The following is a 12,598-nucleotide window of genomic DNA, read 5'->3' as shown; positions in this document are numbered from 1 at the left end:
GCCCGGCCACCGACTCGCCGGGACCGGCGAGCAGGCACCCCGGTATGCCGTGTGGCCCAGGTGGCCACGCGGCATACCGGGGTGGGTGGTTCAGAGGATGGCGAGCAGGTCGGGGTGGGCCAGCTCGGCGACCACGGCGCGGGCCTCCTCCGCGGACCGGGCGCCGCGGGCACGCTCGGCCAGGGAGGCGCAGACGGCCAGCTCGTGCAGCGACAGGGCCAGGCGCACGGCGGGCACCCGGCTCGGGGCCATGGACAGGCTGCTGACGCCCAGCCCGGCCAGGACCAGGGCCAGGAGCGGGTCACCGGCGGCCTCGCCGCAGACCCCGACCGGCTTGCCGTGGACCCGGCCGCCCTCGCACGCCGCGGCGACGAGGTCGAGCAGGCCCGGCTGCCAGGGGTCGAGCAGGTCGGCGAGCTCGCCCTGGAGCCGGTCGGCGGCCAGGGCGTACTGCGCCAGGTCGTTGGTGCCCAGGCTGGCGAAGTCGACCTCGGCCATGACGTGCCGGGAGCGCAGCGCGGCCGCGGGCACCTCGATCATCACCCCCACCGAGGGCAGCCCGTGCTCGCGCACGCGGCGGGCGAACCACGCGGCCTCGTCGGCGGTGGCCACCATCGGTGCCATCACCCGGATGTCGGCGCCGGTCGCTCGCGCGGCGGCGGCCAGCGCCTGCAGCTGGGTGTCGAGCAGGTCGGGGCGCAGGGCCGACATGCGCAGGCCTCGCCGGCCCAGGGCTGGGTTCTCCTCTGGGCCGAGGTCGGCGAAGGCCAGCGGCTTGTCGGCGCCCGCGTCGAGGGTGCGCACCACGACCCGGCGTGAGCCGAACGCCTCCAGGACCGCGGTGTAGGTCTGCGTCTGCTCCTCCACCGTGGGGGCGGTGTCGCGCTCGAGGAAGAGGAACTCGGTGCGGAACAGCCCCACGCCCTCGACGTCCTCGGCCGCGGCGCGCACCGCGTCCTCGAGCCGCCCGATGTTGGCGAGCAGTGCGACCGGGTGCTGGTCGGAGGTCATGCCGGGGCCCTTGGTCGCGGACAGGGCGACCGCGCGGCGCTCGGCCTTGGCGGCGAGCTCGTGCTGCAGGCCCTCGTCGGGCTCGAGCACGACCTCGCCGGTGCCGCCGTCGACGGCGACCCGGGTGCCGGCCGGGATGTCCACGGCCCCGGGCAGCTGCACCACGGCCGGGATGCCCATCTGGGCCGCGAGGATCGCGGTGTGGCTGGTGGGCCCGCCGGACTCGGTGAGGATCGCCAGCACCGTGGCGGGGTCCAGGACCGAGGTCTCGGCCGGTGCGAGGTCGTGGGCGGCCAGGACGCTGGGCTCGGACAGGTGGGGGACGCCGGGCTCGGGGACCCCGAGCACGCGGGCCACGGCCCGGTCGCGCACGTCGCGCAGGTCGGTGACCCGCTCGGCGAGGTAGCCGCCGGCCGCGGCGAACATGGCGCAGTACTCCTCGACGGCGGCGTCGACCGCCGTCGCCGGACCGCGACCGGCGGCCAGCTGCGTGTCGACCGCCCCGGCCAGGCCGGGGTCCCGGGCCATCATCGCGGTGGCGGTGAGGATCTGCTGGGCGGTCGCGTCGGCGCCTGCCGCGCGCTCCTCCAGCGTGGCGGCGACCGACTCCAGGACGGCCCGGACGCGTGCGCCCGCTTCCGCCATGTCCGCCGCCGGCGCCTCGTCGGCCGGCGGCCGCACGGGCGGTCGGACCTGGACCACGGGTCCGACCGCCGTGCCGGGGCTGACCCCGATGCCGTGCTTGCTCTGGATGTCGGCCATGTCGCTCACTCCGCGTCGAGGTCGCGGGAGAGCAGCTCGACCAGGCCGTCCAGGGCCGCGTCCGCACCGTCGCCGTCGGCCGTCAGGACGACCGACTCGCCGTGCCTGGCCCCGAGGGCCATGACGCCGAGGATGCTGCGGGCGTCGACGGCGTCCTCGCCGTCCCGGCCGATCTGCACCGGCAGGCCGGTGGCGGTGGCGGCCTGGACGAACAGGGCGGCGGGCCGGGCGTGCAGCCCCACGGACGAGGCGATGGTGACGGTGCGCTGGGCCATGTGCTTCTCGCTCCTTCGGGTGGTCCACCGGGGTCACCGGTGGGGGAGGGTGGTGCCGGTGTCAGACCGCGGGCGCGGTCGTGGTGGCGGCGGGCTCGGCCACCAGGTCGGCGTCGGTGGTCTTCGCGGTGGACTTCAGGGCCACCACGACGGCAGTCGTGACGCAGGTGCCGACGGCGATCGCCAGGAGGAAGAGCAGCGGGGCGCCGATGAGCGGGACGACCCAGATGCCTCCGTGCGGGGCGCGCAGGGTGCTGCCGAAGAGCATCACCAGGGCTCCGGCGACGGCCGAGCCGGACATGCTCGAGACGATGACCCGCCAGGGGTCGGCGGCTGCGAACGGGATCGCGCCCTCGGAGATGAACGACGCCCCGAGCAGCCAGGCGGCTCGTCCGTTCTCCCGCTCGGGCTCGGAGAAGAGCCCGGGCCGGATCGTGGTCGCCAGGGCCATGCCCAGCGGCGGGGTCATGCCGGCGGCCATCACCGCGGCCATGACCTTGAGCGGGGTGCCACCGGCGGCGGCGGTCGCGGCCGCGGTGGCCAGGCCGGTCGTCGCGAAGGTGTAGGCCACCTTGTTGACCGGGCCACCGAGGTCGAAGCCCATCATCAGGCCGAGGATGATGCCCAGGATCACCAGGTTGGTGCCGGTCAGGCCGTTGAGCCACGAGGTCAGGCCGTCGGAGATGGCCTTGATCGGCCGGCCGAGGACGAGGATGAGCGCCGCTCCGGTGATCGCGGTGGACACCAGCGGGATGACGACGACCGGCATGATGCCGCGCACGCCCTTGGGGACCTTGCGGCGGCTGATCCACAGCGCGGTGAACCCGCCCACGAAGCCCGTGGCGATGCCGCCGAGGAACCCGGCGCCCATCGTCGCGGCGATGAAGCCGCCGACGATGCCGGGGGCGATGCCGGGGCGGTCGGCGATGGCGAAGGCGATGAAGCCGGACAGGATCGGCACGAGGAAGCCGAACGAGGCGGCGCCGATGACGAACAGCAGCCCGGCCCAGTCCATGCCGCTGGTCAGGTTGAAGTTCGTGGCGAGGTTCCAGTGGGCGTCCACGCCCGTGCCCGTGAGGTTGTAGTTCACGACCGCGATCGCGCCGCGCTTGCCGCCGGCGATCTGGGCCAGCATGAACGACAGGGCGATGAGGATGCCGCCCGCCGCGACGAACGGGATCATGTAGCTCACGCCGGTCATCAGCCACTGGCGGATCCGGGTGCCGGTGCCGGCCTCCGAGTCCACCTTGGTGGCCAGCCCGCCGCCGGACGCGGGCGCCGCGGCGGCGGCCAGGACCTCGGGGTGCGCGGCGGCCTCCTCGGCGGCGGCCACGGCCTGGGCGATCAGGCCCGGCCCGTCGGAGATGGCCTTCTTGACCCCGACCTGCACGAGCGGCTTGCCGGCGAAGCGCTGGCGCTCGCGCACCTCGACGTCGGCCGCGAAGATCACGGCGTCGGCGGCGGCGATGACGTCCGCCGGCAGCGGCTGGGAGCCGGCCGAGCCCTGGGTCTCGACCGCGATCTCGTGACCGGCGTCCTTCGCGCTCTGCTCGAGGGACTCGGCCGCCATGTAGGTGTGCGCGATGCCCGTGGGGCACGACGTCACGGCGACGAACTTCATTGGTTGACCACCTCTCGGGTGACGATGTCGACGACCGCGGCACTGTCGGGCGCGTCGTGGAGGGACTGACGAAAGTCCGGGCGGACCAGGCGGCGCGCGAGCTTGGCCAGGATCGCCAGGTGCTCCTCGCCGCCGCCCTCGGGGGCCGCGATGAGGAAGATGAGTGTGGCCGGGCCGTCCTCGGCGCCGAAGTCGACGCCGGCGGTGCGGCCGAAAACCAGAGAGGGTTCGGTCACGTGGGCGCTGCGCGCGTGGGGGATGCCGATCCCGCCCGGCAGGCCCGTGGGCATCTGCTCCTCGCGCTTGCGGACGTCGGCGAGGAAGCCGTCGAGGTCGGTGACCCGGCCCTCGCTGTCCAGCGCCTCGGCGAGGATGCGCGTGGCTGCGTGCCGGTCCGGCGCCTCGAGGTCCAGGACCACGAGCTTGTCGGTGATCAGTGCCATGTGCGGGTTCCTTTGCGGTGTGGGCGGGTCGGGGTGCGAAGGGTCGGGGTGGGTCGGCTCAGGGGGCCAGGCGCAGGGTCAGGTCGGGGTGGTGGGTGACCAGCACGGGTATGCCGTGCACGTCACCGGGGGTGGGCATCCGGCTGCCGGGCAGCCCGACGGCCGCAGCGCCCCAGGCGACGCCCGCGGCCAGCGCCGAGTCCGGGGCGGAGCCGGTGGCGGTGGCGTGCAGGTAGCCGGCCAGGAGGGCGTCGCCGGCCCCGACGGTGCTCAGCGGCCGGTCGACGACGGCGTGTCCGTGGGCAGTCAGGCCGTCGGTGACGAGCAGGGCGCCGTGGCGCCCGAGGCTGACCACGACGGTGCGCACGCCCTGGCCGACCAGGCCCTTGGCGGCGGTGTGCACGTCGGCCAGCGTCGGCAGGGCGGCGCCGACCAGCTCGGCGAGCTCCTCGTGGTTGGGCTTGATCAGGTCCGGCCCGGCGGCGACGGCCCGGGCCAGCGGCACCCCGGAGGTGTCGACCGCGACGCGGACGCCGGCGGCGCGGGCGCGCCGCACCAGCCCGGCATACAGCTCGTCGTCGACCCCGGGGGGCAGCGAGCCGCAGCCGACCACCCAGCTCGGGCCGCGCATCAGGGCGGTGGCCGCGCCGGCGACCAGCGAGGACAGCTCGGCGGTGGTCAGGGTCGGGCCGGGCTCGTTGACCTTGGTGGTGGTGCCGTCGGGCTCGACCAGGGCGACGTTGGCGCGGACCGACCCACCGATCGGCACGGGCAGGACCTCGACACCGGTGCTGGTCAGCAGCCGCTCCAGCAGGGCGCCTTCGGCACCGCCGGCCGGGAGCACCGCGACGCTGTGCAGGCCGTGCGCGGCGAGGGCGCGGGAGACGTTGACGCCCTTGCCACCGGGGTCTACCCGGGAGGAGGTGGCCCGGTGGACCTCGCCGCGCTCGAGGTGGCTGATCGACACGGTGCGGTCGATGCTCGGGTTGGGCGTCAGCGTCACGATCATGCCCGGATCACCTCCGGGCCCTCGCCCTCGAGCTCGGCGGCGGTCTCGGCGTCGAGCCCGCTGTCGGTGATGATCGTGTCGATCTCGGCCAGCGGTGAGACCAGCGCGAAGTGGTCGATGCCGACCTTGGAGTGGTCGGTGAGCACGACGGCGCGGCGGGCGGAGGAGATCATGGCGCGCTTGACCGCGGCCTCGGACTGGTCCGGGGTGGTCAGGCCGCGCTCGCGGGAGAGGCCGTTGGTGCCGACGAACGCCACGTCGACGAAGACGTCCGCCAGGGCCCGCTCGGCCCACTCGCCGACGCAGGCGAGCGTGCGCCCGCGGACCCGGCCGCCGAGCAGGTAGAGGGACAGGTTGGCCTGGGTGGCGACCTGGCCGGCGACGGTGAGCGAGTTGGTGACCACGGTCAGCTCGCGGTCGCGGGGGAGCAGCTCGGCCAGGCGGCCGGTGGTCGTGCCGGCGTCGATGAGGATCGTGCCCTCGTCGGGCAGCTCGGCCAGGGCCGCCTTGGCGATGCGCTCCTTCTCGGTGACCAGCCGCTCCTCGCGGGTGGCCACCGCCGGCTCGAAGCCGAGGCGCTCGACCGGGATCGCGCCGCCGTGCACCCGGCGCAGCAGGCCCCGGCGCTCCAGCGCCGTCAGGTCTCGACGGACGGTCTCGGGGGTGACGTCGAGCTGCTCGGCCAGCGCGGTGACCTCGACGCGACCGGCGGTACGGGCCGTCTCGAGGATGTGCTGCTGGCGCTCTTCCGCGTACACCGGGGTCCTCCTGGGGTTGGCGTGCCGATCGCCCCAGTGTGTGCCCACGGTCACATCGATGTAAAGGGTTTCTCACAAAAAACCACAGAAACGGGTTTGTGAGCCTGTCTGTTTCCTCTGGCCGTGGTCGCGTGGCGGCGCCCCGGCGCGGAGGTGGTCTGTCGCGGCCGGTGCACGAGCCGACCCGGGTTCTGCCCGCCGACCCCTGTTCTGACCGCCAACCCCTGGTGTGTGCACCCGACCCGGTGTGCGCCCGCGGGGTCGGTGGGGCGGGTCAGGGGCCGGTGGGCTCCCAGGGGGTGCCGAACCGGCCGCGGTGGGCCACCTCGCTGACCTCCCGCCGGCCCCGGCGCAGGCTCGGGCTGCGCCGGTCTGCCGCGGCGTAGCCCAGGGCCACGACGCCGACGATGGACCGGTCGTGCGGGATCGCGAACGCCTCCAGCACGTCCTCGTGGTACTCCGGCGGCACGCCGAAGAAGAGCCCGCCCAGGCCCTCGTCCACGCCGGTGAGCAGCATGAGCAGCGCGGCCATCCCGGTGTCGACGTCCCAGTAGGGCACCGGCCAGCGGGCCTCGTCCTGGTCGGTCCACCCCTTGTCGGGCTCGGCGTAGCGGCGCAGGTAGGTGCCCTTGTCGGACAGGCAGACGATGAGCACCGGGGCGCTCATCAGCCCGGTCAGCCAGCTGTCCGGCTCGGTGTCGGGGTCCGTCGTCGCGGCCCAGAACGCCTGGCGTTCCTGCGGTTCGGCCAGCACCAGGAAGTCCCAGCCCTGGCTGAACCCGGCGCTGGGTGCCCGGATCGCGGTGCGCAGGACGAGGTCGAGGACCTCCGGCGGCACCGGCCGGTCGGGGTCGTAGCGGCGGACCATGCGGCGACGGCGGACGACCTCCTGGAACTCCATGGCCGTCATGCTGCCAGTGCTCGCCCGGGCCCGCAGGCGCGTTCGGGACGTGTCGGCGACGCGACGCCGACGCCACGACGACGCGTCGGTGACCCGCCGGAGGTGGGCCGGTCGACCCCTCCCGCCGGGACGTTGTGCCGTGGTCGGGTGCGATGCCGCACCCGACTCTGGTCACGGCATACCGGCACGTGGAGGTGGCGCGCATGGCCGCGGTGAGCACGCACGTCTGGCCCCCGATCGCGCCGTCCGTGGGCAGCGGGCCGCCGCCCCGGCTGGCCGACTACGAGGCGGCCCGGGCGGGCTTCCGCTGGGAGGACGCCCGCCGCGAGCTGGCCGGCCTGCCGGGCCACCACGGGCTCAACATCGCCGACGAGGCGCTCGACCGGCACGTGCGCGAGGGGCGTGGTCACCGGCGGGCGATCCTGGCGGTCGGGCGGCACGGCGAGACCAGCGGGGTGACCTACGCCCAGCTGGCCGCGCACACCAGCCGGTTCGCCAACGTGCTGCGCGGCCTCGGGGTGGCGCCGGGGGAGCGGGTCTTCAGCCTGATGGGGCGCCAGCCGGCGCTGTTCATCGCCGCGCTCGGCACGCTCAAGGCCACCAGCGTCTTCTGTCCGCTGTTCTCCGCCTTCGGGCCCGAGCCGGTGCGCGACCGGCTGGTGCTGGGCAACGGGCGGGTGCTGGTGACCACGCCGGCGTTGTACCGCCGCAAGGTGGAGCCGGTGCGCGACCAGCTGCCCGAGCTCGAGCACGTGCTGCTCGTCGGCGGGGACCCGGGCTCCGCACACTCGGTGCCCGGGGGCATCGACCTGGCCGAGGCGATGGACGCCGCCGGCGAGGAGTTCGCCATCCCGCCCACCGACCCGGACACGCCGGCCCTGCTGCACTTCACCAGCGGCACCACGGGCCGGCCCAAGGGCGCCGTGCACGCGCACGAGGCGGTGGTGGTGCACCGGGCGACGGCACAGTGGGTGCTCGACCTCGGCGCGGACGACGTCTTCTGGTGCACGGCCGACCCGGGCTGGGTCACCGGGATGTCCTACGGCGTCATCGCCCCGCTCACCCTGGGTGCGACCGTGGTCACCGACGCCCGGGACTACGACGCGCTGCGCTGGTACTCGCTGCTGCAGGACCAGGGGGTCACCGTCTGGTACACCGCGCCCACCGCCCTGCGGATGCTCATGCGGGCCGGCGAGGAGCTGCCCCGGCGCTACGACTTGTCCGCCCTGCGGCACATCGCCAGCGTCGGCGAGCCGCTCAACCCCGAGGTCGTGGTCTGGGGCCGCGACGTGCTGGGGCTGCCCGTGCACGACAACTGGTGGCAGACCGAGACCGGCGCGATCATGGTCGCCAACTACCGCTGCGCCGAGGTCCGCCCGGGGTCGATGGGCCGGCCGGTGCCGGGCATCGAGACCGCGGTCCTCGAGCGCGGGGAGGACGGCCGGGCGCAGGTCGGGCCGGACGGCCACGTGCGCATTCTCACCGAGCCGGGCCTGGTCGGGGAGCTGGCCCTGCGGCGCGGGTGGCCCTCGATGTTCCGCGGCTACCTGCACGACGAGCAGCGGTATGCCGCCTCGTTCGCCGACGGCTGGTACCTCACCGGCGACCTCGTGCGCGTGGACGGGCAGGGCTACCACTGGTTCGTCGGCCGGGCCGACGACGTCATCAAGTCGGCCGGCCACCTGGTCGGGCCGTTCGAGGTCGAGACGGCGCTGATGGAGCACCCGGCGGTCGCCGAGGCCGGCGTGATCGGCAAGCCGGACCCGGTCGCCGGCGAGGTGGTCAAGGCGTTCGTCACAGTGCGCGACGGGTTCACCGCCGACGAGGCGCTGCGCGAGGAGCTGCTCGCCTTCGCCCGCCGCCGGCTCGGGGCGGTCGCTCCCAAGGAGGTCGACTTCGACCAGCACCTGCCGCACACGCGCAGCGGCAAGGTGATGCGCCGCCTGCTGCGCGCCCGCGAGCTCGGGCTGGAGGAGGGCGACACCTCGACGCTGGAGCCCCCGGCATGAGCACGCGCACGAGGTCCAGGCGTGCCGCGAAGGCGGTGTCGCCGGAGGAGGAGCGGACCGCCGCCCGGCTGGGAATGCTGGCCCAGATGGTGCGGATCCGCCGGTTCGAGGAGGCGTGCGTCCAGCTCTACAGCCAGACGCGCATCCGTGGCTTCATGCACCTGTGCATCGGGGAGGAGGCCGTGGCCGCCGGGGTGATGGGGGCGCTGGCGGAGCGTGACGCGGTGGTGTCGACCTACCGCGAGCACGGCCACGCCCTGGCCCGCGGCCTGCCCATGCCGGAGGTGATGGCCGAGATGTTCGGCCGCGCCAGCGGGTCCAGCCGGGGCCGCGGCGGCTCGATGCACCTGTTCGACACGACGCGACGCTTCTACGGCGGCAACGCGATCGTCGCCGGTGGCCTGCCCCTCGCGGTCGGGCTCGGCCTGGCCGAGCGGATGCAGCACCGGGACGGTGTGGCCGTCTGCTTCTTCGGGGACGGTGCCGCCGCCGAGGGGGAGTTCCACGAGTCGCTCAACCTCGCGGCGCTGTGGCGGCTGCCGGTGCTCTTCGTCTGCGAGAACAACCTCTACGCCATGGGCACCTCGATCGAGCGGGAGCTGGCGGTGCCAGACCTGGCGCTGCACGCCGCGGCATACGGCATGCCGGCCTGGCCCGTGGACGGCATGGACGTCGAGGCGGTGGACCAGGCCACCCGGCGCGCGCTGGACGACGTGCGCAGCGGCGAGGCGCCGGTGTTCCTGGAGATGCGCACCTACCGGTTCCGCGCGCACAGCATGTACGACCCCGAGCTCTACCGGGACAAGGCCGAGGTGGCGCACTGGCGCGAGCGCGACCCCGTCGAGGTGTTCGCTGCACGGCTGCGCGGCGAGGGCGTGGCGGTGGACGAGGAGCTGACCCTCGTGGAGTCTGCCGTGGCCGCCGAGATCGCTGAGGCGGTCAGCTTCGCCGAGGCGGCCCCGCTGGAGCCGGTCGAGGACCTGACCCGGTTCGTGCACTCCGAGGAGGGGCAGCGATGACGGTGGTCGAGACGACCTACCGCGAGGCGATGCGCGCCGCGCTGAGGGACGCGATGACGCGCGACGAGCGGGTGTTCCTCATGGGTGAGGACGTCGGCCGCTACGGCGGCTGCTTCGCCGTCAGCATGGGGCTGCTGGAGGAGTTCGGGCCCGAGCGCATCCGGGACACCCCGCTGTCGGAGTCGGCGTTCGTCGGGGCCGGGATCGGTGCGGCCATCGGCGGGATGCGCCCCGTCGTCGAGGTGATGACGGTCAACTTCAGCCTGCTCGCGCTGGACCAGATCCTCAACAACGCCGCCACCTTGCTGCACATGTCCGGCGGCCAGGTCGCCGTGCCCCTCGTGATCCGGATGACCACCGGCGCCGGGCGCCAGCTCGCCGCGCAGCACTCGCACAGCCTCGAGGCGTTCTACGCCCACATCCCCGGCCTGCGCGTGCTCGCCCCCGCGACCCTGGAGGACGCCCGCGGCATGCTCTGGCCCGCCCTGCTCGACCCCGACCCGGTCATCCTCTTCGAGCACGGCTCGCTGTATGCCGTGTCCGGGCCGCTCGAGGACGCCGCCCCGGAGGTGGACATCACCTCCGCAGCCATCCGGCGCGCCGGCGTGGACGTGACGGTCGTCGCGTGGGGCGGGTGCCTGGGCAAGGCGCTCGCGGCGGCGGAAACCCTTGCCGCAGAGGGGATCTCGGCTGAGGTGGTCGACCTGCGCGTGCTGCGCCCGCTGGACTCGGCCACGGTGCTGGCCTCGGTCCGGCGCACCCATCGGGCGGTCGTCGTGGACGAGGGCTGGCGCAGCGGCAGCCTGTCCGCCGAGGTGGCCGCGCGCATCGCCGAGGAGGTCTTCTACGACCTCGACGCCCCGGTGGAGCGGGTGTGCAGCGCGGAGGTGCCGGTGCCCTACGCCAAGCACCTCGAGGACGCGGCGCTGCCCCAGGCCGAGACGGTGGCCGCGGCGTGCCGGCGGGCGGTGGGCGCCGGTGGGTGACTTCGTCATGCCCTCGCTGGGCGCCGACATGGACGAGGGGACGCTGCTGGAGTGGCTCGTCCGGCCGGGGGAGCCGGTCAGCGCCGGCCAGGTCGTCGCGGTGGTGGACACCGCCAAGTCGGCCGTGGAGGTCGAGGCGTTCGAGTCGGGGGTCATGGGCGAGCAGGTCGTCGGACCGGGCACGAAGGTGCCGGTCGGCGCCCCGCTGGCGCGGATCCTGCCGGCCGGAGCCGGAGCCGGGGTCGGGGCCGCGGCACCGGAGCCTGCGGCGCCGGCGCCGGCCGCGCAGCCGATGGCACCGGTCCTCGCGCCGCGGGCCGAGCAGCCTCCCCGGCCGGCGGCAGCCGCCAGCGCTGCGCCGGGCCCGCCGGCGGCCGCGCCCCTAGCCACCCCGCTGGTGCGGCACCTGGCCGGCGAGCTCGGCGTCGACCTCACCGCCGTGCGCGGCACCGGGCCGCGCGGACGCATCCTGCGCGAGGACGTCGAGCGCGAGGCGCTCGCCGCCCACGAGGTGGCCGCCCCGGCGGGCCTGGGCGGGGAGCTGCCCGCGGCGGCGGGCCGGGCGCGCGCGGCGGCGACCGGCATACCGGTGGCCGTGCCCGCGGGAGTGCCTGCGGTGACCGGCATCCCGGCGGCCGTCACGGCGACCGGCACCGCGGTGGGGGAGCGGCGAGCCCGGGTCAGCCCCTATGCGCGACGGCTGGCGGCCGAGCTGGGGGTCGCGCTGGGCGACCTGCTCCCGGGGCCCTCCGGTGCCGTCACTGCCGCAGAGGTGCGGGCCGGTGCGCAGGCGCCCCGGGCGGCGGCGATGACCGCGGCGGCCGCCGAGGTGGCCCCGCCTGCGGCCCCAGCCGCGGAGGAAGGGCCGGCGCCGTCGGCGACGCCGGGCGCCGACGGGGCCGACCCGATGCGGCAGGCGATCGCCCGGCTGATGGCGCGCTCCAACCGGGAGGTGCCGCACTACTACCTCGAGACGACGATCGAGCTGTCGGAACCGCTGGCCTGGATGCACGCCCGCAACCGGGAGCTCGACGTGGCCCGGCGGATCGTCCCTGCCGCGCTGGTCCTGCGGGCCGTGGCGCAGGCGGCGGCGAAGCACCCCGAGCTCAACGGCTTCTGGGTCGAGGACGCCTTCCGTCCCGGCGAGGGCGTGCACCTCGGCGTGGCGATCTCGTTGCGGGGCGGGGGGATCGTGGCGCCGGCGATCCACCACGCCGACCGCCTGTCCACAGTGGAGCTCATGGGGCGGCTGCGCGACCTCGTCGAGCGGGCACGCGCCCGGCGGCTGCGCCGCACCGAGCTGGCCGACCCGACGATCACGGTCACCAACCTCGGGGAGCAGGGCGTCGACCTGGTGCACGGCGTCATCCACCCGCCGCAGGTCGCCCTCGTCGGGGTGGGCCGGGTGCTCGAGCGGCCGTGGGCGGTGGACGGCATGCTCGGCGTGCGCCCGGTCGTGCGGGTCACCCTCGCCGCGGACCACCGCGCCACCGACGGCTTCGTCGGGTCCCGCTTCCTCACCGAGGTCGACCGGCAGCTGCACACCCTGGAGGAGCCATGACGCTGACCGAGCAGGACGCCCGCGACCTCGTGGCGCGGGCGTTGCACAAGGTGGTCCCCGACGCCGACCCCGCCACGCTGGCACCGGAGGAGGACCTGCGCGACGCCTACGAGCTGGACTCCCTGGACTTCCTCGCCTTCGCCGAGACGTTGAGCACGGGGCGGGGCGCCCGGATCGACGAGGAGGACTACCCCGAGCTGGTCTCGGTGGGCTCCTGCGTGCGCTACCTCACCCGAGGCTGAA

At 75.0% G+C, this 12,598-nt stretch carries 12 protein-coding genes; 5 read left to right on the top strand and 7 right to left on the bottom strand.

All coding sequences use genetic code 11. The features are described 5' to 3' along the window. Window positions 1-90: 90 nt before the first annotated feature. From ptsP to FB474_RS09365, 7 genes are all read right to left on the bottom strand, one after another. Window positions 91-1,773 (bottom strand): phosphoenolpyruvate--protein phosphotransferase, encoded by a 1,683-nt coding sequence (ptsP, locus tag FB474_RS09395; protein ID WP_141788400.1) that lies wholly within the window; start codon window positions 1,771-1,773, stop codon window positions 91-93. A gap of 5 nt (window positions 1,774-1,778) precedes the next feature. Beyond that, window positions 1,779-2,048, bottom strand: a complete 270-nt coding sequence (locus FB474_RS09390) for an HPr family phosphocarrier protein (protein ID WP_141788399.1) — start codon at window positions 2,046-2,048, stop codon at window positions 1,779-1,781. Between the two features lie 61 nt (window positions 2,049-2,109). Beyond that, complete coding sequence (locus FB474_RS09385; protein ID WP_141788398.1) at window positions 2,110-3,669, bottom strand: PTS fructose transporter subunit IIC; 1,560 nt, start codon at window positions 3,667-3,669, stop codon at window positions 2,110-2,112. Continuing rightward, on the bottom strand, window positions 3,666-4,112 hold the full coding sequence (locus FB474_RS09380) for a PTS sugar transporter subunit IIA (RefSeq protein ID WP_141788397.1): 447 nt from the start codon (window positions 4,110-4,112) through the stop codon (window positions 3,666-3,668). Before FB474_RS09380 ends, FB474_RS09385 begins: the two co-directional genes overlap by 4 nt. Before the next feature lie 58 nt (window positions 4,113-4,170). Beyond that, window positions 4,171-5,121, bottom strand: coding sequence for a 1-phosphofructokinase (gene pfkB / locus FB474_RS09375; RefSeq protein WP_141788396.1), 951 nt, complete (start codon window positions 5,119-5,121; stop codon window positions 4,171-4,173). Continuing rightward, window positions 5,118-5,879 carry a DeoR/GlpR family DNA-binding transcription regulator gene (locus FB474_RS09370; protein WP_141788395.1) on the bottom strand — a complete coding sequence of 254 codons (762 nt, stop codon included), beginning with the start codon at window positions 5,877-5,879 and terminating at the stop codon, window positions 5,118-5,120. Before FB474_RS09370 ends, pfkB begins: the two co-directional genes overlap by 4 nt. A 274-nt stretch (window positions 5,880-6,153) precedes the next feature. Next, window positions 6,154-6,780, bottom strand: a complete 627-nt coding sequence (locus FB474_RS09365; protein ID WP_141788394.1) for a nitroreductase family protein — start codon at window positions 6,778-6,780, stop codon at window positions 6,154-6,156. A 152-nt stretch (window positions 6,781-6,932) separates the two neighbouring features. Here FB474_RS09365 and acsA point away from each other — a divergent pair, with 152 nt between their 5' ends. The 5 genes from acsA (at window position 6,933) to FB474_RS09340 (ending at window position 12,597) form a co-directional block, all read left to right on the top strand. After that, window positions 6,933-8,789 (top strand): acetate--CoA ligase, encoded by a 1,857-nt coding sequence (gene acsA, locus FB474_RS09360; RefSeq protein WP_246092112.1) that lies wholly within the window; start codon window positions 6,933-6,935, stop codon window positions 8,787-8,789. A gap of 74 nt (window positions 8,790-8,863) precedes the next feature. Further along, entirely contained in the window at window positions 8,864-9,808 is a 945-nt protein-coding gene (gene pdhA, locus FB474_RS09355) for a pyruvate dehydrogenase (acetyl-transferring) E1 component subunit alpha (protein WP_141789906.1), read from the top strand. Beyond that, window positions 9,805-10,794 carry an alpha-ketoacid dehydrogenase subunit beta gene (locus FB474_RS09350; protein ID WP_141788393.1) on the top strand — a complete coding sequence of 330 codons (990 nt, stop codon included), beginning with the start codon at window positions 9,805-9,807 and terminating at the stop codon, window positions 10,792-10,794. The genes pdhA and FB474_RS09350 overlap by 4 nt, the downstream gene beginning before the upstream one ends. Continuing rightward, window positions 10,787-12,355: a dihydrolipoamide acetyltransferase family protein gene (locus FB474_RS09345; protein ID WP_141788392.1), complete on the top strand. Its 1,569-nt coding sequence runs from the start codon at window positions 10,787-10,789 to the stop codon at window positions 12,353-12,355. The genes FB474_RS09350 and FB474_RS09345 overlap by 8 nt, the downstream gene beginning before the upstream one ends. Then, on the top strand, window positions 12,352-12,597 hold the full coding sequence (locus FB474_RS09340; protein ID WP_141788391.1) for a phosphopantetheine-binding protein: 246 nt from the start codon (window positions 12,352-12,354) through the stop codon (window positions 12,595-12,597). The genes FB474_RS09345 and FB474_RS09340 overlap by 4 nt, the downstream gene beginning before the upstream one ends. Window position 12,598 lies beyond the last annotated feature (1 nt).

It is taken from the genome of Oryzihumus leptocrescens, from assembly GCF_006716205.1.
GTDB lineage: Bacteria > Actinomycetota > Actinomycetes > Actinomycetales > Dermatophilaceae > Oryzihumus > Oryzihumus leptocrescens.
The sequence above is the reverse complement of the archived record's forward strand: the minus strand, read 5'-3'. Positions and strand labels throughout refer to the sequence as shown.

Bases quoted from the DNA above. Each gene is read 5' to 3' on its own strand.
- ptsP (WP_141788400.1), bottom strand. From the start codon at position 1,773: ATGGCCGACATCCAGAGCAAGCACGGCATCGGGGTCAGCCCCGGCACG.
- FB474_RS09390 (WP_141788399.1), bottom strand. From the start codon at position 2,048: ATGGCCCAGCGCACCGTCACCATCGCCTCGTCCGTGGGGCTGCACGCC.
- FB474_RS09385 (WP_141788398.1), bottom strand. From the start codon at position 3,669: ATGAAGTTCGTCGCCGTGACGTCGTGCCCCACGGGCATCGCGCACACC.
- FB474_RS09380 (WP_141788397.1), bottom strand. From the start codon at position 4,112: ATGGCACTGATCACCGACAAGCTCGTGGTCCTGGACCTCGAGGCGCCG.
- pfkB (WP_141788396.1), bottom strand. From the start codon at position 5,121: ATGATCGTGACGCTGACGCCCAACCCGAGCATCGACCGCACCGTGTCG.
- FB474_RS09365 (WP_141788394.1), bottom strand. From the start codon at position 6,780: ATGGAGTTCCAGGAGGTCGTCCGCCGTCGCCGCATGGTCCGCCGCTAC.
- acsA (WP_246092112.1), top strand. From the start codon at position 6,933: ATGCCGCACCCGACTCTGGTCACGGCATACCGGCACGTGGAGGTGGCG.
- pdhA (WP_141789906.1), top strand. From the start codon at position 8,864: ATGCTGGCCCAGATGGTGCGGATCCGCCGGTTCGAGGAGGCGTGCGTC.
- FB474_RS09350 (WP_141788393.1), top strand. From the start codon at position 9,805: ATGACGGTGGTCGAGACGACCTACCGCGAGGCGATGCGCGCCGCGCTG.
- FB474_RS09340 (WP_141788391.1), top strand. From the start codon at position 12,352: ATGACGCTGACCGAGCAGGACGCCCGCGACCTCGTGGCGCGGGCGTTG.